18 protein-coding genes and 2 pseudogenes are annotated in these 20,167 nt (G+C 72.4%); 9 read left to right on the forward strand and 11 right to left on the reverse strand.

Going from position 1 to position 20,167, the window contains the following annotated elements; genetic code table 11:
- Nucleotides 1–99 precede the first annotated feature (99 nt).
- The 3 genes from ACIA8D_RS36375 (at nucleotide 100) to ACIA8D_RS36385 (ending at nucleotide 2,643) form a co-directional block, all read left to right on the forward strand.
- Nucleotides 100–936: an ABC transporter substrate-binding protein gene (locus ACIA8D_RS36375; RefSeq protein ID WP_399238773.1), complete on the forward strand. Its 837-nt coding sequence runs from the start codon at nucleotides 100–102 to the stop codon at nucleotides 934–936.
- A 62-nt stretch (nucleotides 937–998) separates the two neighbouring features.
- Nucleotides 999–1,787 (forward strand): amino acid ABC transporter permease, encoded by a 789-nt coding sequence (locus tag ACIA8D_RS36380; protein ID WP_399238851.1) that lies wholly within the window; start codon nucleotides 999–1,001, stop codon nucleotides 1,785–1,787.
- Nucleotides 1,788–1,794: 7 nt separating this feature from the next.
- The gene (locus ACIA8D_RS36385) at nucleotides 1,795–2,643 is read left to right on the forward strand and encodes an amino acid ABC transporter ATP-binding protein (protein ID WP_399238775.1); all 849 of its coding nucleotides are present in this window, start codon (nucleotides 1,795–1,797) and stop codon (nucleotides 2,641–2,643) included.
- 16 nt (nucleotides 2,644–2,659) lie between these two features.
- Here the strand turns inward: ACIA8D_RS36385 and ACIA8D_RS36390 are convergent, their stop codons facing one another.
- A complete protein-coding gene (locus ACIA8D_RS36390) occupies nucleotides 2,660–3,712 on the reverse strand; it encodes an Lrp/AsnC family transcriptional regulator (protein ID WP_399238777.1) in 1,053 nt (350 codons plus the stop codon).
- A gap of 182 nt (nucleotides 3,713–3,894) precedes the next feature.
- Here ACIA8D_RS36390 and ACIA8D_RS36395 point away from each other — a divergent pair, with 182 nt between their 5' ends.
- Nucleotides 3,895–5,847: an ATP-binding protein gene (locus ACIA8D_RS36395; protein WP_399238779.1), complete on the forward strand. Its 1,953-nt coding sequence runs from the start codon at nucleotides 3,895–3,897 to the stop codon at nucleotides 5,845–5,847.
- 26 nt (nucleotides 5,848–5,873) lie between these two features.
- Here the strand turns inward: ACIA8D_RS36395 and ACIA8D_RS36400 are convergent, their stop codons facing one another.
- Nucleotides 5,874–6,233 carry a nuclear transport factor 2 family protein gene (locus ACIA8D_RS36400; RefSeq protein WP_399238781.1) on the reverse strand — a complete coding sequence of 120 codons (360 nt, stop codon included), beginning with the start codon at nucleotides 6,231–6,233 and terminating at the stop codon, nucleotides 5,874–5,876.
- A gap of 123 nt (nucleotides 6,234–6,356) precedes the next feature.
- Here ACIA8D_RS36400 and ACIA8D_RS36405 point away from each other — a divergent pair, with 123 nt between their 5' ends.
- Both ACIA8D_RS36405 and ACIA8D_RS36410 read left to right on the forward strand, forming a co-directional pair.
- Nucleotides 6,357–7,169: a helix-turn-helix domain-containing protein gene (locus ACIA8D_RS36405; RefSeq protein ID WP_399238783.1), complete on the forward strand. Its 813-nt coding sequence runs from the start codon at nucleotides 6,357–6,359 to the stop codon at nucleotides 7,167–7,169.
- Nucleotides 7,144–7,401: pseudogene (locus tag ACIA8D_RS36410) on the forward strand (nuclear transport factor 2 family protein); the annotation flags it as partial. The gene ACIA8D_RS36405 and the pseudogene ACIA8D_RS36410, both read left to right, overlap by 26 nt.
- 91 nt (nucleotides 7,402–7,492) lie before the next feature.
- Here ACIA8D_RS36410 and ACIA8D_RS36415 read toward each other — a convergent pair.
- Nucleotides 7,493–8,575 (reverse strand): NADH:flavin oxidoreductase/NADH oxidase, encoded by a 1,083-nt coding sequence (locus ACIA8D_RS36415; RefSeq protein ID WP_399238785.1) that lies wholly within the window; start codon nucleotides 8,573–8,575, stop codon nucleotides 7,493–7,495.
- Nucleotides 8,576–8,746: 171 nt separating this feature from the next.
- Between ACIA8D_RS36415 and ACIA8D_RS36420 the strand changes: the two genes are divergently transcribed.
- The gene (locus ACIA8D_RS36420; protein ID WP_399238787.1) at nucleotides 8,747–9,124 is read left to right on the forward strand and encodes an ArsR/SmtB family transcription factor; all 378 of its coding nucleotides are present in this window, start codon (nucleotides 8,747–8,749) and stop codon (nucleotides 9,122–9,124) included.
- Here the strand turns inward: ACIA8D_RS36420 and ACIA8D_RS36425 are convergent.
- The 3 genes and pseudogenes from ACIA8D_RS36425 to ACIA8D_RS36435 all read right to left on the reverse strand — a co-directional run bounded on the left by ACIA8D_RS36425 (nucleotide 9,044) and on the right by ACIA8D_RS36435 (nucleotide 12,655).
- Nucleotides 9,044–10,478: pseudogene (locus ACIA8D_RS36425) on the reverse strand (nucleobase:cation symporter-2 family protein). The gene ACIA8D_RS36420 and the pseudogene ACIA8D_RS36425 overlap by 81 nt on opposite strands.
- 87 nt (nucleotides 10,479–10,565) lie before the next feature.
- Nucleotides 10,566–11,918 (reverse strand): NADP oxidoreductase, encoded by a 1,353-nt coding sequence (locus ACIA8D_RS36430; protein ID WP_399238789.1) that lies wholly within the window; start codon nucleotides 11,916–11,918, stop codon nucleotides 10,566–10,568.
- 92 nt (nucleotides 11,919–12,010) lie between these two features.
- On the reverse strand, nucleotides 12,011–12,655 hold the full coding sequence (locus ACIA8D_RS36435) for a DUF305 domain-containing protein (protein ID WP_399238791.1): 645 nt from the start codon (nucleotides 12,653–12,655) through the stop codon (nucleotides 12,011–12,013).
- A 108-nt stretch (nucleotides 12,656–12,763) separates the two neighbouring features.
- Here ACIA8D_RS36435 and ACIA8D_RS36440 point away from each other — a divergent pair, with 108 nt between their 5' ends.
- On the forward strand, nucleotides 12,764–14,263 hold the full coding sequence (locus ACIA8D_RS36440; RefSeq protein WP_399238793.1) for an LVIVD repeat-containing protein: 1,500 nt from the start codon (nucleotides 12,764–12,766) through the stop codon (nucleotides 14,261–14,263).
- Here the strand turns inward: ACIA8D_RS36440 and ACIA8D_RS36445 are convergent.
- The 5 genes from ACIA8D_RS36445 to ACIA8D_RS36465 form a co-directional block, all read right to left on the reverse strand.
- The gene (locus ACIA8D_RS36445) at nucleotides 14,251–14,967 is read right to left on the reverse strand and encodes a TetR/AcrR family transcriptional regulator (protein ID WP_399238795.1); all 717 of its coding nucleotides are present in this window, start codon (nucleotides 14,965–14,967) and stop codon (nucleotides 14,251–14,253) included. The two genes, ACIA8D_RS36440 and ACIA8D_RS36445, sit on opposite strands and share 13 nt — an antisense overlap.
- 194 nt (nucleotides 14,968–15,161) lie before the next feature.
- Complete coding sequence (locus tag ACIA8D_RS36450) at nucleotides 15,162–15,857, reverse strand: HAD family hydrolase (RefSeq protein WP_399238797.1); 696 nt, start codon at nucleotides 15,855–15,857, stop codon at nucleotides 15,162–15,164.
- 33 nt (nucleotides 15,858–15,890) lie between these two features.
- On the reverse strand, nucleotides 15,891–16,571 hold the full coding sequence (locus ACIA8D_RS36455; protein ID WP_399238799.1) for a phosphatase PAP2 family protein: 681 nt from the start codon (nucleotides 16,569–16,571) through the stop codon (nucleotides 15,891–15,893).
- 118 nt (nucleotides 16,572–16,689) lie between these two features.
- Nucleotides 16,690–17,625, reverse strand: coding sequence for a M56 family metallopeptidase (locus ACIA8D_RS36460; RefSeq protein ID WP_399238801.1), 936 nt, complete (start codon nucleotides 17,623–17,625; stop codon nucleotides 16,690–16,692).
- Nucleotides 17,626–17,711: 86 nt separating this feature from the next.
- Entirely contained in the window at nucleotides 17,712–18,287 is a 576-nt protein-coding gene (locus tag ACIA8D_RS36465; protein WP_399238853.1) for a DUF5134 domain-containing protein, read from the reverse strand.
- A gap of 164 nt (nucleotides 18,288–18,451) precedes the next feature.
- On the opposite strand from ACIA8D_RS36465, the gene ACIA8D_RS36470 reads away from it, so the two are divergent.
- On the forward strand, nucleotides 18,452–20,116 hold the full coding sequence (locus tag ACIA8D_RS36470) for an FUSC family protein (RefSeq protein WP_399238803.1): 1,665 nt from the start codon (nucleotides 18,452–18,454) through the stop codon (nucleotides 20,114–20,116).
- Nucleotides 20,117–20,167 lie beyond the last annotated feature (51 nt).

Below are 20,167 nucleotides of genomic sequence, written 5' to 3' on the forward strand. Positions count from 1 at the left end.
TCGCGGTGTTCCCCGAGGTCAGCGCAGGTCCGCACTCGGGGCCGTGCTGACGGGTCTCCGTGTCGCGCACCGCCCCCACGCCTTGTCCCAGGGAAGCCCGTGAGTTCATCCACACGCCTGTTCCACCGCTGCGCCGCGCTCGCGGCCGCGGCCGGCCTCGTGGCCGTGACCACCTCGTGCAGCAATGGCGCCGAGGCCACGACCACCGCGGACGGGGTGAAGCTGGTCCACAAGGGCCGGCTCACGACCTGTACGCATCTGCCGTTCGCTCCGTTCCAGTTCGAGAAGGACGGCAAGGTCGTCGGCTTCGACGTCTCCCTGATGGACCTCGTGGCCAAGCGGCTCGGGCTGAAACAGGACGTCATCGACAAGTCCTTCGAGACGATCAAGACCGGCGCCGACCTCAACGCGGGCCTGTGCGACGTCGCCGCCGCCGGCATGACGATCACCGACGAGCGCAAGCAGAACCTCGACTTCGCCGACCCCTACTTCGACGGTGAGCAGGCGCTGCTCGCCCGCAAGGGCGTCGACGCGAAGACGATCGAGGACGTCCAGCACGGGAAGTGGACGCTCGGCTCGCAGGCCGCGACCACCGGCGAGTCCCTGGCGCACGACAAGGGCATCGACTCGGTGTCCTTCGAGAGCTCCGACGCCGAGCTGAACGGGCTGCGCACCGGCCAGGTCGACCTGCTGATCCAGGACTACCCGGTCGCCCGGAACTGGCTCAAGACCAACGCCGACGACGCCGCCAAATTCAAGGTGGTCGGCTCCATCCCCACCGGCGAGCAGTACGGCTTCGCCGTGAAGAAGAACGGCAACCCCAAGCTGCGCGCCGCGATCAGCGACACGATCGCGCAGGCAAAGAAGGACGGGACGTACAAGAAGTTGTACGAGAAGTGGATCGGCCCGATGCCGAAGGACGTGACCTCGAAGTGAGCACCGTGAAGACACCGCACGCGGACGGAAGTTCGGAGCGTGCGACCGTGGACCGGCCGCGCATGTCGCCGCGTCGTCGGCGCAAGGTCACCCAGGGCGTCCAGTACGCGGTCCTCGTGGTCGCGGTGCTGCTCGTCGCGTCGCTCGCCGACTGGGGGCAGCTGCAGCGCCAGTTCCTCGACCCGACCGTCGCCCGGCAGATGTTCCCGGACCTGATCACCACCGCGCTGGTCAACACGGTGATCTACACGCTCTCCGGCTTCGGCGTCGGTCTGGTCCTCGGCCTGGTCGTCGCCCTGATGCGGCTCTCGTCCGTGGCTCCCTACCGCTGGCTCGCCTCGATCTACATCGAGTTCTTCCGCGGGCTGCCCGCCCTGCTCATCTTCATCTTCATCGGTGTCGGCGTGCCGCTCGCCTTCCCCGGCACGGCGCTGCCCGGCGGGGTGTACGGGCAGGTGGCCGTCGCCCTCGGCCTGGTCGCGGCCGCGTACATGGCGGAGACGATCAGGGCCGGCATCCAGGCGGTGCCGCGCGGTCAGATGGAGGCCGCCCGCACGCTGGGCATGTCGCGCTCCCTGGCCATGCGCTCGATCATCATCCCGCAGGCCTTCCGCGTCATCGTGCCGCCGCTCACCAACGAACTGGTGCTGCTGTTCAAGGACTCCTCGCTGGTCCTGTTCCTCGGTGTCTCACTGGAGACCCGTGACCTCACCAAGTTCGGCCGCGACCTGGCGGGCGAGTCCGCGAACAGCACCCCCATCTTCGTCGCGGGCCTGTGCTACCTGCTGGTCACCGTCCCGCTCGGTTATCTCGTACGCCGCCTCGAAGCGCGGCACGCGAAGGCCAGGTGAGGCCGGAATGACGAAGGAAACCACCAGTGGGCACCGGGACGAGGACACCGACATGACGGCCGCGGCCATCGAGATCCAGGGACTGCACAAGTCGTTCGGCGACCTGGAGGTGCTGCGCGGCATCGACTTCACCGTCGCGCACGGCGAGGTGGTGTGCGTCATCGGCCCCTCCGGGTCCGGCAAGTCCACCCTCCTGCGCTGCACCAACCTGCTGGAACAGCCCACGTCCGGGCGGGTGGTGGTGGCGGGCGCCGACCTCACCGACCCGGACCTCGACATCGACCGGGTACGCCGCCGGATCGGCATGGTCTTCCAGCAGTTCAACCTCTTCCCGCACCTCAGCGTCCTGGAGAACCTCACCATCGCGCAGCGCCGGGTCCTCGGACGGGGCCGGGCCGAGGCGGAGGCGACGGGGCGCGCGAACCTCGAGCGCGTGGGCCTCGCCGACAAGGAGAGCAGCTACCCGTCCCAGCTGTCCGGCGGCCAGCAGCAGCGCGTCGCCATCGCCCGCGCCCTGTCGATGGGGCCCGAGCTGATGCTGTTCGACGAGCCGACCAGCGCGCTCGACCCGGAGCTCGTGGGCGATGTGCTCGGTGTGATGCGCTCGCTCGCCGACGAGGGCATGACGATGATGGTCGTCACGCACGAGATGGGCTTCGCCCGCGAGGTCGCGGACCGCGTCGTGTTCATGGACGGCGGCGTGGTCGTCGAGGAGGGGACACCGGACGAGGTGTTGGGCAACCCCCGCCACGAGCGCACCCGTTCGTTCCTCGCCCGGGTCGTGAACCCGGGGGACGCGGCGGCCCCCGCGGACACGGAGCAGGACACCGAGCAGGACACGGAGCCGCGGACGTAGCGGACCGGCGCGGCGTTCAGCCGGTGAGCGGGGCTGTTCCCCACAGGTCCGGTGTCACCAGCCGTTCCCGCGTCCCGTCGGGACCCAGGATCTGCGCGCCCAGTTTCTGGATGCGCAGCGCCAGGGTCGTCTCGGTGACCCGGACCGAGGGGACTGCGCGGGTCAACCGCTCGGCGTACTCGGCGAGCTGGGCGGGGGAGCGGAGCCAGGCGCAGACCAGGAGGTTGTGCGGGCCCGTCACGGACGACACGTTGCGGGTGCCGCGCTGGCGCAGCACGGCCGCCGCGGTCTGGGCGACCTGCTCCGGCGGCACATTGAGGTACAGGAAGCCGAGCAGCGGGCGGGACGTGAACCGGGGCGCGAGCTTGACCACGTAGTGCAGGCCCGAGCGGCTCTCCAGCCGGTCGAGGCGCCGGCGGGCCGTCGCCTCGCTGAGGCCGCAGTCCTTCGCGAGGGCCGTCGCACCGAGCCGGGCGTCACCGGCCAGGGCGTGCAGCAGGGCGCGGTCGGCGGCGTCCGGTACCCCGTCCTGCGGCGTGCCGCCGGGCGAGAGGCGCGGAGCGAGCGAGGCCACGCGCCTGCGCAGGTCCGGGCCGAGCTGGTCGAGGTGGAGCGGGGAGACCGGGCCGTGCATCGTCGTGACCAGATTGGCTCGGGTGGCCCGGACGCCGGGGAGCGGATGCAGGCGCTCGCCCAGATAGCGGTCGAGGGCCGTGGTGTCGTAGCAGGTGACGAAGACCAACAGGTCGGCCGCGCCCGCCAGATGCACCACGCACAGCGTGCCCGGGTCGCGGGCGAGTTCGGCGGCGGTGGCCGCGACGCTTCCCGCCGTGCAGCGCACGTGGACCCACGCGGAGCACAGGGTCGTCCCGCCGCCGCGCACGGCGCCCGGCAGCACGCCGCTCCACGCGGTGCCCGCCTCCGTCAGCCGCGCCCAGCGCCGGGCGAGGGTGCCCGGGGAGTGGCCGATCACCTCCGCCAGTTGGGCCCAGCTGGCGCGTGGCGCGAGCTGCAGTGCATGGATCAGTGTCAGATCCGCCTCCGAAACGGCGGATTCCGCTGTTCTCACGGCTCTCCTTGGTGAATCCGCGCATATGCCACACGTACTTTCACTACAGAGTAACCATGGGTAGTGCGGCGCGCCGGATGTGTCACCGGTCGCATGGGCGACCGGTGGCGCAGTGCTCATGGAAGTACACGTCGCAGTGCTCGTTCATCGGAACGCGAAACTCTGCGAGGGTGTGGGTCGGCATGACTGAAGGGCAGTTGAAGGGGCGTGAGCGCGAACTGGCGGCGCTGCTCACGCGGTTGGCGTCGTGGCGCCTGGTGTCCCTGGTGGGCCCCTCGGGGGTGGGCAGGACCCGGCTCGCCCAGGAGGCCGTCGAGCACGTACGCGCGCGTGGCCGGCGCGAAGTGGTGTGGGAATCGGGGGCCGGGCTCGACGCGTGCGTGCTGGCGGGGGTCGCGGTCCGGCTGCGCCACCGGCTCGGTGTCCGGCCGGGTCGGCTCCTGCGGGCGCGCCCGTTGCTGGTTCTGGACGACTGGGAACACCTCGGCGGCGCGGGTACGGACCTGCTCGCCGAGCTTCTGGAGGACGTGCCGGGGCTCACGGTGCTGCGCATCTCCGACCGGCCGAGCTGGCTGCGCGGCGAGGCGGTGCACCGGCTGCCGCCGCTGAGCCCGAGCGCCGCCGTCGGGCTGCTCGCCGACGCCGCGGGCGGCCGGCTCCTGTCCGACCCGGGAACCGCCGCCCGCGGCACCGCCCTCGCCCACCGCCTGGACGGGCTGCCCGGCGCACTCCTGGACGCCGGCCGGCGTCTGCGCGGCCCCGCGGATCTGGCGGCCGTGGAGCGCCACCCGTACACCTCACGGGCGCTGGCGGACGCCGAACGGGCCTACGCGCGCAGCCCCCGGGGCGAGCGCCAACTCCTGCGTCGGCTGGCCGTGTTCGAGGGTGACTTCGACCTGCGGGCGGTGCGCGAGGTGTGCGCCACGGGGGCGCTGCCCGCCGCACGGATCCCGGTCCTCATGGAGCGGGTCGCGCCCTTCGCGCTCGTGCCCGGCGGCCAGGGCGGGGAGGGGCATCCCGGCGGGAGGCCGCGGTCCCGGCTCACCGGGCCGATGCGCGAGGTGTGCCTGCGCGCCCTGGAGGCGGCGGGGGAGCGCTGGGCGCTCGCCCTGCACCACCGCACGTGGTGTGCTCGGCTCGCCCGGCGGGCCGCCGAGTGCTGGAGTCGGGGGCGGCAGCGGGAGGCGCGCGCCCTCGTCCTTCGCCAACTCCCCGACCTCCAGCGGGCGATGGACCCCGGCACCGGACCCCGCTCGCCGACGGCGGAGGCGGGCGCCGCCCTCGACACCGTGCTGCACCTCTGGTTCCTGTGGGTGGCCTGCGGTCGGGCGCGGGAAGGGCGCGTGGCGCTGCGGCGGGTGCTGAGCCTGCACCAGGGCCCGGTCCCCGCCCGTGCCTGGTGGCTCACCGGGCTGTTGGAGCTGCTGTGCGCCGACGACGAGGCCGCCGAAGCCGCCCTCCTGAACGGCCGGCTCGCGGCCGAACGGGACGGCGACGACCGCTGCCTCGGCCTGCTCGCGCATGCCCGGGGCGTCGCCGCGCTGCGGCAGGGGCGCCTCGTCGAGGCGGTCGACGCGCTCCGGTGGGCCGCCGAACTCCTCGGCGAGGCACCGGGTTTCGGGCCCGGAGCCGCCGGGAGTCGGGCCGCCCTCGCGCTCGCCCTGGTCCGTACGGACCCGGAGGCCGCGCAGGAACTGGTGCTGCCGCGGTCGGGTGCGGCCGAGGTGCACGACCCGTGGGCCGAGGCCTGGCTCGGGCACGCGCAGGCCGAGCTGCTGCGCTGGGAGGGCGGCCCACTGGAGGTCGCCGCCGAGGAGGCGGGCCGCGCGCTGCACAGCCACCTCGCCCACGACGACACGGAGAGCGCCGCCTGCACCGCCGAACTCGCCGCGGACATCGCGGCGGCCCGCGGCCGGACCACCCTCGCCGCGCAACTGCTGCGCAGCGCGGACGAGTTGCGCGGCGCGGGCCCGCACGCCGCCGCGTACTGCGCGCCGGTCCGCCGCCGTGTGGAGGCGGCGCTGCGTGCCCCGGCCGGCCCCCGCCGCTCGCTCCCCGCGCGCGCCGCGGCCGCCGTGGCCCGGAAGCGGGCGGGACCGGTGCGGGGCCCCGGCGCCCGCACGGCCGGTCAGTGAAGTGCCCGGGGCGATGCGGCGTGGTGTCAGGCCGTCGGCACCCTGTCCAGGAAGCCGCGGACGTCCAGGATCCGGCCCTCCTCGTCCAGGACCAGGACATCGAACCCGATCGCCAGCGGCTCGGCCCCCTCGGGCCCCAGGCCCCACTGGAACCGCAGCTGCCGGTGGTGCGCGTCCACTTCGCCGACCGACGTGAACACGCAGCCCGGGAACTGCTGGTGCACCCCGTCGATCAGCGCGGCGAGCGCGGCGTGGCCCGCCACCTCGGCCAGCGGGTCGGTGTAGGTGGCGTCGGACGCCCAGTGCTCGGCGACGAGCTTCGTGAGCTGCTCACCCTGCGCGTTCCAGGTGGCGAGGTAGGCGTCGACGGCGTGGTGTGCGGTCATGGTCGAACCTCCGGTGTGCTGTGGCGTGCCGTGCTGACGTCCACCACACTGGCCGGGCCATGACGGAAGCTCCATGACCTCAGAGGTCATGGAGAGCCCGCCCCGCCGCCGTACGCTGCGGTCATGAGCACCCTCGTGGACTCCCTCGCCCCGGCGGACACCCAGGACGCCCGCGCGGTCGGCCCGCTGCTGCGCGGCTGGCGCGAACGGCGCCGCTTCAGCCAGCAGGAGCTGTCCAACCGCTCCGCGGTCTCCACCCGGCACCTCAGCCGCGTGGAGACCGGCAGGGCGCACCCGACGCCCGAGATGATCCTGCATCTGGCGGACCACCTCGATGTGCCGCTGCGTGCCCGCAACCAGCTGCTCCTCGCGGGCGGCTACGCGCCGCACTACCGCGACCGGGACTTGGCGGACGCCTCTCTCGCCGTCGTCATGGACGGGCTGCGGGGCCTCCTCGACGCTCACATGCCCTACCCGGCCCTGCTGTTGGACACCTACTGGGACGTCGTCGACGCCAACGACGGCGTGGCCGCACTGCTCGAAGGGTGCGCGCCCGCGCTGCTCGAACCCCCGATCAACGTCATCCGGCTGTGCGTGCACGAAGAGGGCCTGGCTCCGCGGATCCGCAACTTCACGGAGTGGGCCTCGCACCTGCACCACCAGCTGGTGCACCGCGCCGAACGCACCCATGACCCGCGCCACTTCGCGCTGGCCGAGGAGACCGCGCGACACCTCGCCGCGGTGCCGCGCACCGCTCCCACCGGCAGCCCCGTCCTCACGCTGGAACTCACCGTGCCGGACGCCGAACCGCTGCGGTTCTTCAGCACCTCCGCGCAGCTCACCACGCCCGCCGACGCGGCGCTCGAAGGGCTGCACCTGGAGACGTTTCTGCCGGCGGACGCCGCGACGCGACGCCGCTTCGAAAAGAACTCGTAGCCGCACGGGGCTTCTTGGTAGCGTCGACTCGCCGGACGCCGCCACAGCCACCACGTACTTCGCCACCTACCGCGTCGACGGCCACACCGGCGACCCGATCGTCCCGGCGCGGCCGCCGGTGAACGTCGGCCACTACGAGGACACCTTCCGCAGGCTGAACGGCCATTGGCTGATGGCGAGCCGGACACTGGTCCTCGCCTTCGGCGGGCCGACCGAACGGGTGGGGAACTGAGCCGCGTGCACGTGGGTCCGCCTGCGTTGACACGCGTGCGCCCCCGCGGTGCTCGGACCGCGGGGGCGCACGTCTGGCCGGTGGTGTCGGGTCAGACCGACCGGTGGTACTGGTCCGGCACGTGGCTTTCGGCGCCCAGTTCACGCGCCGCGTGGCGGGCGAAGGACGGATCGCGAAGGAGCTCGCGGCCGACGAGGACCGCGTCGGCCTCACCGTTGGCGAGGATCTTCTCGGCCTGCTCGGGCTCGGTGATGAGGCCGACCGCGGCGGCCGGGACCCCGGCCTCGTTGCGGACGCGGGCCGCGAAGGGGACCTGGTAGCCGGGGCCGAGGGGGATGCGGACTCCCGCCGCGTTGCCGCCCGTCGACACGTCGATCAGGTCCACGCCGTGGGCCTGCAGCTCGGCGGCGAACCGGACGGTGTCGTCGCCGGTCCAGCCCTCCTCGCCCTCCAGCCAGTCGGTCGCGGAGATGCGGAAGAGCAGCGGCAGCTCCTCGGGCCACACCTCGCGGACCGCGTCCACGACCTCGAGCGCGAAACGGGTGCGGTTCTCGTAGGAGCCGCCGTACTCGTCGGTGCGCTTGTTGGAGTGCGGGGAGAGGAACTCGCCGATGAGGTAGCCGTGCGCGCCGTGCAGCTCGACGACCCGGAAGCCGGCGTCGAGGGAGCGACGGGTGGCGTCGACGAACTGCTGGACGATCTCCTTGATGGCGTCGACGGTCAGCTCGGCCGGAACCGGGTGGTTCTCGTCGAAGGGCACCGCGCTCGGGGCGACGGCGTCCCAGCCGTACGTGTCCGGGCCGACCGGCGCGCCGCCCTTCCAGGGCTGGTCGGTCGAGGCCTTGCGGCCCGCGTGGCCCAGCTGGATGCCCGGCACCGTGTTCTGCGACGTGAGGAACGACGTGATCCGGCGGAAGGCCTCGACCTGGGTGTCGTTCCAGATGCCGAGGTCCTGCGGGGAGATCCGGCCCTCGGGGGAGACGGCCGTGGCCTCGACGATGATCAGGCCGGTGCCGCCCGCGGCGCGCGCTCCGTAGTGCTGGAAGTGCCAGTCGTTCGGCGCACCCACGAGCGGGCCCTCGGGAGCCGCGCTGTACTGGCACATCGGCGGCATCCACACGCGGTTGGGGATGGTCAGGGACCGCAGGGTGTAGGGCTCGAACAGTGCGCTCACGGCGGACTCCATTCGGTGTGGATCGCGGATGTGCCTCGCGGGTGGCGGCGAGGACCTGACTAGTACGATAGCCACCGTAGTACGGCGGATGTCAAACTACGATGGTTCTCGTACAATGACAATGACGTACCGCACGCAACGAGCCAGCCGCACCGCGAAGGGGAGTCGTCCATGACGGCCGCAGCAGCACCGCACACCGGGACCGCCACCGGCGGTCGCACGCTCGCGCACCCCGACCGCACGGAGATCCGGCTCGAATCGGTGCTGCACGCGCTGTCCGACCCGATGCGCCTGGCGGTCGTCCGGGAGATGGCGGCCTCGGAGGAGTCCGAGCTGTCCTGTTCGGCCTTCGACCTGCCCGTCACCAAGTCGACCACCACGCACCACTTCCGGGTGCTGCGGGAGGCCGGGGTGATCGTGCAGGTCTACCGGGGAACCGCCAAGATGAACGGACTGCGCAGGGACGACCTAGACGCGCTCTTCCCCGGTCTTCTGGACCACATCCTCGACGCGGCCGCCCGGCAGGAGAACCGGCTCGACGGGAAGTGACGGCGCCGAACCCGCCTTTTGCGGAAGGTGGTTGAACAGCAGGTTCAGTGCGATGGCCGTCAGGCAGCCCGCGCTGATGCCGCTGTCCATCACCGTCTGGAACCAGTGGGGGAAGTGCTCGTAGATTGTCGGGACGCCGACCGGGAGCAGGCCGACGGCGACCGAGACCGCCACCACGGTGAGATTGCTGTTGCCTTCGAAGTCCACCTTCGACAGCGTCTTGAGGCCGCTCGCCGCGACGGTCCCGAACATCACCAGACCCGCGCCGCCGAGCACGGGCGAGGGGATCGCGGCGACCACCGCGCCCAGCTTCGGCAGCAGCCCGAGCAGGATCAGGATGCCGCCGGAGACGGCGACCACCCAGCGGCTGCGCACCTTCGTCATGCCGACGAGTCCCACGTTCTGCGCGAACGCCGTGTACGGGAAGGTGTTGAAGACGCCGCCGAGGACGGTCGAGAATCCGTCGGCGCGCAGACCGTCGCCGAGGGCGCGCCGGTCCACCGGACGGCCCGTCATCTCGCCGACCGTCGCCGAGGGCGCGCCGGTCCACCGGACGGCCCGTCATCTCGCCGACCGCGATGAAGTCACCCGTGGTCTCCGTCATCGTCACCAGCGCCACGATCAGCATCGACACGATCGCCGCCGCGTGGAACTCCGGAGCGCCGAAGTGGAACGGCGTGCTGATCCCGAACCAGTGCGCGTCCCCGACGGCCGAGAAGTCCGTGAAGCCGGTGGGTATCGCCACCGCCGTGCCGACCACGATGCCGACCAGCACCGCGACCCGGCTGAGGGCGGGCGGCGCGAACCGCTGCACGCCCAGCACGAGCACCAGGACGAGCGCCGCGAGCCCGATGTTCTTCGGTTCCCCGAAGTCCTTCGCGCCGGAGCCGCCCGCCGCCCATGTACCCGCCGTCGGCAGCAGTGACAGGCCGATGATCAGGATCACGGTGCCCGTGACCAGGGGCGGGAAGAAGCGCAGCAGCCGTCCGAAAACCGGTGCCAGGAGCATCATCGCGAGACCCGCGACGATCACCGCGCCGTAGATCGCCGGCAGCCCGCCGCCCGTCGTGCCGATCAGCACCATCGGGGACACGGCAGCGAACGTGCAGCCCTGCACGATCGGCAGCCGGATGCCGAAGCGCCACACACCCACGCACTGGATGAGGGTGGCGATGCCGCACACCAGCAGGTCGGCGGTGATCAGATACGCGAGGTCGCCGGGCGACAGCCTCATCGCGCCGCCCACGATCAGCGGCACGGCGACCGCGCCCGCGTACATGGCGAGCACGTGTTGCAGCCCGAACGCCGCCAACTGGCGCGCGGGCGGGACCTGGTCCACCGGGTGCGTTGTCATGCACGAGAACGTAGTGAACTTGAACGTTTTGTTGATTTCCGCGGTGTTGCCGCTACGTGTCCTCACCCCGGAAACGCACCGGTTCGACTACGTCTCCCGCGCCGCGTTCAGCAGGCCGTCCCAGTCGGGAATTTTCACCGGCCCGCGCCCGAGCCCTCGGCCCAGCTCCGCCTCGGCCCGTTCGATCGCCCGCCACCCGTCCCACGGCACGGGCCGCACGCCGACCGCGATCAGGCCGGTCAGCGGGTCCTGCGCGGCACCGGCTTCCGTAGCGGTTCCCATGCCGGCCAGATCGTCCAGGAGTGACGTGACCGTCTCCTTGGCGCACGGTCGATTGGTGCCGATCACGCCCGTCGGACCGCGTTTGATCCACCCGGCGACGTACTCGCCCGGCGCGACCCGCGCATCCCGCAGTACCCGCCCCGCCTTGTGCGGCACGGTGCCGCCGCGCTCGTCGAACGGCAGGCCCTCCAGCGGCACCCCGCGATAGCCCACCGATCGCAGCACGAGCTCGGCGCCGATCTCCTCGAACACTCCCGTCCCGGCCACGCCTCCGTGCCCGTCGGGCCGCGTCCGCTCGAAGCGCACCCCGGCCACCCGGCCGTCGCCGCCCGCGAGCACCTCGACGGGGCGCAGGTAGAACCGCAGATGGATCCGGCGGCGTGTGTCCCGTGGCGGCACGGCGGCCCAGCCGCGCAGCACCTCGACGTTGCGCCGCTGCGCGGCCGGCAGGGCGGTGGGATCGGCGTACCCCGGATCGAGCGCCAACTCGCGTTCGCCGAGGACTACTTCGGTGTCCGGGAGCCCGCCCAGTTCGCGCAGCTCCTTCGTGGTGAAGCGGGCCTGCGAGGGGCCGCGCCGCCCCACCATGTACACGTCCCGGACCTCGCTGGCGCCGAGGGTGTCGAGCGCGGCGCACGGCATGTCGGTGGGCAGGAGTTCGGTGGCGCCGCGGGCCAGCATCCGGGTCACGTCCACCGACACATTGCCCACGCCGATGGCGACGGCCGTGCGCACACCCCGTACGAAACCGCTGTCGACCGCGTCCGGGTGGGCGCTGTACCAGGCCACGAAGTCGGTCGCCGACCAGCTGCCCGGCAGGTCTTCGCCGGGAATCCCGAGCCGCCGGTCGGCCGCCGCGCCCACGCAGTACACCACCGCGTCGTACAGCTCAAGGAGCTTCGCCGGCGGCAGCGCCGGGCCGATCTCCACGCCGCCGAGGAAGCGGACCCGCTCGTCCTCCAGGACCGTCCGCAGATTGTTCTGCAGCGACTTGATCTTCTCGTGGTCCGGGGCGACGCCGTAGCGCACGAGCCCGTACGGGCAGGGGAGCCGGTCGAGCACGTCGACTCGGATGTCCGGGACACGGTCCTGCCGCACGAGGCCCTGCGCGGTGTAGACCCCGCTCGGACCCGAGCCGACGACGGCGATGTGCGGCACGGGGTGCTCCCTCCGCCGGGATGCCGATGTGTCTCAGCAGTTCCAGCATGACACCCGCGGGCGCGGTGGGGGAGGGGCGCGGACGGCGGCGCTCAGGACATGTCGCGCATCCGCTCGATCTCGGTGGTCTGCTGCGCGATCACGTCGTCCGCCATCTCCTCCACCTGCACGTTGTTCCCGCCGCTCTTGACCTCCGTGGCCATCGTCACGGCCCCCTGGTGGTGCGTGATCATCATCTTCAGGAACAGCTCGTCGAACGCCTTGCCCTTGGCGGCCCGCAGCTTCTTCAGCTGGGCCGCCGTCGCCATCCCCGGCATCGTGTCGTGCGCCTGGTGGCCTTCGGGCGCTGCGCCGCGCCCGTACTTCTTCAGCCAGCCGCGCATCACCTCGATCTCCGGCCCCTGCGCGGCGGTGATCCGCTCGGCGAGCCCCTTGACCTGCTCCGACTCGGCCTGTGTCGGGGCGAGTTCGGTCATCTTCAGGGCCTGCTCGTGGTGCGGGATCATCATCCGCGCGTAGGTGACGTCGGCGGAGTTCGGGGTGTCGTCCGCACCGCGCTGCTTCGCGTCCTTGGCCGACAGGGTCTCGGCGGCGTCGCCCGGCTTTCCCGGAGCAATGACCGAAGGCCCTTCGGAGACACGGGAGTTGGCTTTTCCGGCGTCGTCCGAACCGCCCGCGTCGCACCCGGTCAATGCCAGCGCCGAGACCGCCGCCAGCGCGGCGACAGCAACTTTCATGACGATTGCGTTGCCACCTATTGATCTGTGCATGAGGAAGACGATACTCGGGGAGATCCGTGAATCGTTCACGTACGAGCGAAGTCACCGTCACCCAAGGAGACAACAGTGACCCTGTACTCCCCCCGAACGCGGCGCAGACGCCTGGGAGGTGCCACCGCGGCGGCCGGACTCCTCGCGGCGCTGCTCGCCGCGGGCCCCGTCTCGGCGACGCCCGACCCGGGCGACAAGTCGGCGGCGCCCAAGAGCGTGTCGAAGAGCACCGAGGCCGAGGTCGAGAAGGCGATATCCGCCGGCGACATACCCGGCCAGGACGAGGTCGTCCACTCGGACAACATCCAGCACGTCACCAACATCCCCAAGGACGCGCTGCCCGGCACCAATTCGGACCTCGCCTTCCAGGGCAAGTACGCCTTCGCCGGGAACTACGACGGGTTCCGCGTCTTCGACATCAGCAACCCGAAGGCACCGAAGACGGTCGCCCAGGTGCTGTGTCCCGGTTCCCAGAACGACGTCTCCGTCTCCGGGAACCTGCTGTTCCTGTCCACGGACAGCTCCCGCAGCGACGACTCCTGCGCCTCCACCACCCAGCCCGCGACCGAGAAGTCGTCCTGGGAGGGCATGAAGGTCTTCGACATCAGCGACAAGAAGAACCCGAAGTACGTCTCCGCCGTCGAGACCGCGTGCGGTTCGCACACCCACACCCTGGTGCCGGAGAAGAAGAACGTCTACGTCTACGTCTCCTCGTACTCGCCGAGCGCGACGTTCCCCGACTGCCAGCCGCCGCACGACGGCATCTCGGTCATCAAGGTGCCCCGCAACGCGCCGCAGAAGGCGGCCGTCGTGAACTTCCCGGTCCTCTTCCCCGGTGCGGGCGAGGACGGCGGCGGCAACCCCGGCGCGCCCACCAACCCGGGCGTCTCCAAGACCACCGGCTGCCACGACATCACGGTCCTGCCCTCCAAGGACCTCGCGGCGGGCGCCTGCATGGGTGACGGCATCCTGTTCTCCATCAAGGACCCGGAGAACCCGAAGGTCATCGACCAGGTCCAGGACAACGTCAACTTCGCGTTCTGGCACTCGGCGACCTTCAACCAGAAGGCCAACAAGGTCGTCTTCACCGACGAGTTGGGCGGCGGCGGCGCGGCCACCTGCAACGCCGAGATCGGCCCGGACCGCGGCGCCGACGGCATCTACGACATCACGGGCAAGGGCGACAAGCGCAAGCTCGTCTTCAAGAGCTACTTCAAGATCCCGCGCCACCAGGCCGACACCGAGAACTGTGTCGCGCACAACGGCTCGCTGATCCCGGTCAAGGGCAAGGACCTCATGGTGCAGGCCTGGTACCAGGGCGGCGTCTCCGTGTGGGACTTCACCGACTCCGCTAGACCTGCGGAGATCGGCTACTTCGAGCGCGGCCCGCTCACCACGGACACGATGACGACCGGCGGCTCCTGGTCGGCGTACTACTACAACGGGTACGTGTTCTCGAACGACATCGCGAAGGGCTTCGACGTCCTGAAGATCAAGGACGCCAGGACCGACCCGGCGTCGAAGATCCGCCTGGGCGAGCTCAACGTCCAGACGCAGCCGGACTACTTCGGCTGACCAGTCGGCTCGCCGCCGACGGCCGGTGGCAGCGGCTCGAAGTAGCGCGAGAAATCGGCCGGTCTGCAGTGGGCGGGGCTCCCGTCGGACGACGCGTCATCCTCGTCGTCCGGCGGGAAGCCCCCTTTCCACTCCAGGCCGTAACGGCGGAACAGCTCGGCGCGCATCGTGGGGAGCCGCATCGGCACCCCCGGCACGAGCATCGAGAACACGGCGCCCATCAGCACGGCGCGCAGCATCGGATAGTCCGTGTCGACGTCGAGCGTCCCGTGCCGCACGACGGTGTCGGCGAGCAGCGCCGCGAGCCGCTGCTGCTCCGGGCACTGCACGAAGCCCTCCGCCTGGAGGATCCCCGCCATGTGCGTGCGCATGAGGACCGGGTGGTCGCGGGCGAGGCCGAGGATCGCGTCGATGGCGCGGGCCAGTCGCTCGTCCCCGTCGTCGGGCGCGGGCCGCGGCTCCCGCTCCAGCGCCTCCTCCAGGGTCCGGTGCATCAGCCGGTGCACGGCGGACTGCAGCAACTGCCGCTTTCCTGGGAAGTAGTACGAGACCAGACCGCGCGCCGAACGGGCGCGGTCCGCGATGTCGCCGAGCGTCGTCGCGTCGTACCCGCGCTCCCCGACGAGCTCCAACGTCGCCTGTAGGAGCCGCTCGCGGGAACGTCGGCGCAACTCCTCATTGACCGATGCGCTGCGGGGGGACATTCTTGACTCCTGCGTTGACTGGCTCGCAGCCAACTATACTCAGCGCTTCCCGGCCACCGGCCTGTTGGGCGTGGTGTGCGCGGGAGGGCCGGCCGTATTCGGGCGACGCGGGGGATCGTCCGAATACGGCTGCGTCATGTGCGCCCGCGTCAGGTGCCGCCGCGTCAGGTACGGCGGGGTCAGATGAGGGCGGATCAGATGAGGCCGAGCACCGGGCGCAGCCCGTCCGGCCGGGCGTCGGCCGGCAGGTGGTCCACGAAGTGCACGGCGCAGCCGAGCTCCGCGGCCCCGCCGTCCGCGCGCCGGTCGTCGCCCACCATCAGTGCGTCGCCGGGCGCCACGCCCAGCTCCTCCAACGCCGCCGTGAACAGCCGGGCGTCCGGCTTCTGGACACCGTGCCGGTACGACAGGACGTACGCGTCGACGTACTGATCGAGGCCGTGCGCGGCGAAGACGGGGCGCGGGTCCCAGCCGATGTTGCTGACGACGGCCACCGCAAGCCCGCGCTCGCGCAGACCGGACAGCACCTCGTGGGCGTCGGGGTAGGGCCACCAGGCGGCCGGCGTCATGTGTCGGTCGTACAGGGCGTCGTAGAGCCGCTCGTCGGGCAGCGGCACCTGGCGGGCCAGGCCCGTGTACGCGGCGCGGTGCCGGGAGGCGTCCACGTCGCGGGCGGCGACGAGCTCGGCGAGGTGCGCGGGCACGTTCATCTGGTGCGTGCTGCCGCCCGGCAGCGCTCCCGCCGCGTCAAGACCTTCGACGGCGCGCGCGAACTCCTCGTCCGGCAGCGCCAGTCCGGTCTCGTCGAGCACGGCACGCAGCCAGGTCTCGGTGGGCTCGATGCGGAAGAGGGTCCCTGAGAAGTCGAACAGCACGGCTTTGATCGTCATGCCGCCGATCCTCCGGTGCGTCGAACACGCTGGTCAAGCGCGGGCGTTGGGCGCACCCCACTTGTCGTACGCGGCCGTGGACAGCGTCACCGTCAGCGCGCCGAGCAGCCAGCCGGCCAGCACGTCGGAGGGCCAGTGCACCCCGAGCCACAGGCGGGTCAGGCCGACGCCGACGACCGACACCACGGCGAGCGCGAGCGCGGTGCACCACAGCGCCCGCCCGGCCCCGTGCCGCCGCAGCAGCCACAGGGTCAGCGCGCACACCACCGTCGCCGTCATCGCGTGCCCCGAGGGGAACGCCGCGTAGTGCGCCGAGTCCACCGGGTCGCGCCAGCCTGGGCGCGGCCGGTCGACGGCGGCCTTCAGGCCCTGTTGCAGCAGCGCGCCGACCAGGCAGGTGGCCGCCACCCAGCCCGCGAGCAGCCAGTCCCGCGCGTGCCGGAGGAGCACCAGCACGATCACCGCGCACAGGAGCCGCATGGTCCAGGGATCCCACACCCAGTCGGTCAGGACGCGGTTGACCTGGGTGACATCGGGTTCGGCGAGGGCCCTGCCGTGCAGCGAGCGGGCGATGTCCCGGTCGAGGTCCATCAACGGGCTCCAGCGCATCGCCACCAGGACGAGCAGGAGTACGCAGAGCAGGGCCAGCGCGGTGGTGAGCGCCAGGACGGGGCGGGGGCGTCGGGGCGGGGAGTCGAGCCGTGCCGGGTGCATGGGAACGATCCTCGCTCATCGGGCACGGCGCGGGCCATCCCGGTGGGCCGCGCGGCGTGGTGCCATCGCGGTGGGCCGGGCCGCGTGGTGCCACCCCGGTGGGCCGTGCCGCGGGGTGCTATCCCAGCGCCCGCAGCGCGGGGACGAAGGTGACCAGGAGGGGGACGAGCGGGATCAGCGCCGCGGCCGCCGTGAGGCGCAGCCGGTGCGCGGGCGACAGCCGCGACGGCGGCGCGAGCAGCCGGTGCACGCGCTGCGGGACCTGCGCGTGCGGCGTCGGACAGGGGCCGAACACCCCGCGGTCCTCGTTCAGTTCGACCAGGGCGAGCGCGATGCTCATGCGCCCGAAGCGGCGCGAGGCGACGTCGTCCGCCGCCAGCTCCACCAGGCGGTGCATCTCGTCACGGAACGAGGCGAACACCGGAACCTGCGGAAAGCCGGAGGCCAGCGCGCCCGAGCAGTGCAGCAGCCAGTCGTGCCGCCAGCGCGCGTGCCCCATCTCGTGCGCGAGCACCGCGTCCAGCTGACGCCCCTTCAGGCGCTGCAACGCGGCCGTGGTCATGACGAGTTGCGGCGTCGCGCCCGACATCCACCAGGCGTCGGGGCGCTTGCCCTCCAGGATGACGAGGCGGTCGGGGCCCGGCTCCTCGCCCGGCAACAGCGGGGCCCGCTCCAGGAGTTCGGCCCGCCGGGCGCGCCGCCGCGCGCGGGCGCCGTGCACCTCGCGCACCAGCATCGCCGCCGTCCACGCCCCGCCCAGGGCGAGCGTCACGGCGACGGTCGCCGCCCACGGCCCGGCGGCGCGCAGCGCGTACGCGTCCACCACCCCGTGCGGAGCCCCCGCGAAGACATGGCCGCGCACGGCGCCCCAAGCGGCCGCCGCGCTCAACGTCATCGACAGGGCGCAGCACAGCAGTACACCGGCCACCACGCACTGCCACGCCCACAGCGCGACGATCGGCTCCCGCTCCGTCCAGTCCGCGCGCGCGAGCAGCCTCGGCGCGACCAGGGCGGCAAGGGCGCCGAGCAGCAACAGTGCTACGGGGACCGTCATGACCGTCACCCTATGAGGCGAGCGCTACCCACGGGTATGGCCTGGGGCGTCAAGTGACGCACGCCACGGTTTCGTTGGTGGGCCCCTCACATCGTCAGCAGCATCGCGAGCATCCCGATTCCCATCGACAGCCGGCACGCCCGCGCCAGTTCCGGGCGGTCGCCCCAGCCGGCGGCGACAGCGGGTCCGGTGGCCGTCGTGGCCGTCTCGGCCGACGTGGCCGACGTGCCGGGAACGAGGCGGGCGCCCGACCACAGGACGTAAACCGTGAAGTAGAGCAGGAGCGCGCCCGTGAGGGCCGGGGCGCCCGCGCCGCCGTGGTGCGCGTGGGCCGCCGGGCGGACGGCCATCGCCACCGCCATGTAGGCCATGGCGAACGTGCCCGCCAGATGGTGCAGGTGATGGGTGCCCGTCCGGGAGGCCCACAGGGCGCGGAGCGCGGCGGCCCCGAACACGGTCGCGTACAGCAGCCACGCCCAGTGCGGGGGTGTGAGCACCGCCGCAGGGACGGCCATCAGCGCCATCCCGAATCCCATCAGGGCCTCGCCGCCGGCCGTGCGGCGCTGCTCCTCGACGTCGCTGCGCAGGCGCAGCAGGCAGTACGCACCGGTCGCCGCGCAGAGCGCGACCAGCAGCCATGCGGCCGAGAGCGGTCCGTGCACCGGGTCCCCCATCGTGTCCGTCTCGTCGTCGGTGTCCGTCAGGGGGATGCCCCGGCGGGCAGGGGCGTATGGCGGCGCAGGGGAGCACGGATGGTCGCGCGGGCGGATTGTGCGTGCGGTCACGAGTAATCGTTCACGGGTAAAACACCTGCTAAAGTTTTCTTATGAGCAGCACACCACCGACATCTCGCACCCCCGCCGTCCATCGCCTCCCGCTCGCCGGAGTGCTGCGCCTCAACAAGCCGTCGGACGTCTGGCCCAAGCCCGCGACCAGCGTCGTCGTCGCCACCGCGATACCGAACCTGACGCTGCTCGCCCTGGGCCGGCTCGACCTGGCCATGTACACGATGGCGGGCAGCCTGTGCGCCCTGTACGGGCACAACCTCCCGTACGCGGCACGCGCGCGTGCGCTCGCGTGGGTGGTCCTCGGGATGCTCGCGAGCGTCGCGGTCGCCCTGGTCTCCGCCTCGCTCACCTCGTCCGCGGCCGTCCTCGTCGCCATCGGCGCGCTGCTCGCCGCCGCCCAGAAGGCGCTGTGCGACGCCACCCGGATCGGACCGCCGGGACACCTGATCTTCACGTTCATCAGCTCGGCGACCCTGTTCGCGCCACAGACCCTCGGGCAGGTGCCGGGCCACCTCGCGCTGACGCTGGCCGCCGGCGCCGTGTCCTGGATCGTCGGCATGGCCCCCGCCCTCGTCCGGCCGCACGGGCCCGAGCGCCGCGCCACCGCCCGCGCGCTGAACGCCGCCGCCGCGTACGTCGAGCGGCCGGAGCACGCGCCCGCCCGCGGCGCGGCGGCCGCCGCCGTGCATGCCGCGTGGCAATCGCTGCTCGCCACCGGCGCGCGCACCGAGGCGCGACGCGCCCTGGAACGGCTCGTGCTGCGCGCCGAGGTCGCCATCGCGGCGCCGGGCGACACCGACGCGGAACGGCTGCGCGCCTGGGCGGTCGGGCTGCGCGGGGCGGGTTCGGTGCCGCGGCCCGCGCGCATCGCGGGGATGGACGACGAACTCCTCGGTATCGAGGCCGAGCTCGCGGGCGGCAAGCCCTCCCTGTGGCGGCGGATCGGCCCCGGCTCGCCGTTGCTGCCCATCGCCCTGCGCACGTTCGTCGGCTGCGCGCTGGCCGGATACGGTTCGCTCGCCGTCGGCGTCGGCCGCCCCTACTGGGCCCTCGTCACCGCCGCCTCGATCTACCAGGCCAACCTCGCGCTGTCCTGGAACCGCGGCATCCAGCGCGTCGTCGGCAACATCGCCGGCGTCCTCGTCTTCGCCGCCGTCGTCCCGCTCGCCCACGCCAGCCGGCTCGCCCTGGTCCTGCTCTGCCTGGCCTGCGCCTTCGGGGCCGAGGCACTCATCACCCGCAACTACTGGCTGGGCAGCCTGTGCGTGACGCCGATGGCGCTCCTGATCACCGAGTTCGCCCGCTACCAGGAGGCCGGTGAGCTGATCGGCGACCGCGTCGTCGACACCCTCGTCGGCGCCGCGCTGGGCGTCGTGGCCGCCATCGCCGTCACCAACCGCCGCGCCACCGACGGCATCGAGCAGGCCCTCGACGCCACCGACGGCGCCCGCTGGGCCGCCGAGCGCACGCTCGCGCTGCCCACCCCCGACCACGCCGCCCTGGAGACGGCCCGCCGCGGCCTCACCGCCGCCCTCGTCGAGCTGCGGGCCGCCGCCGACACCGCGGCCGGCGAGTGGTGGCAGCGCGCCCTGCCCGAGGAGCGGGTGCTCGCCGCCGAGCAGTCCGGGCACCGTACGCTCGCCGCCACGGTCCGGCGGCAGGCGAGGGCCGGCGACCCGAGTGGTGCGGGCGCCCGGAAGTAGCGGATAGTGGCGGACGCACAACGTTCGGCCCATGAGGAAGGTCCGGTCAGG

The organism is Streptomyces sp. NPDC051684 (genome assembly GCF_044453445.1).
Lineage (GTDB): Bacteria > Actinomycetota > Actinomycetes > Streptomycetales > Streptomycetaceae > Streptomyces.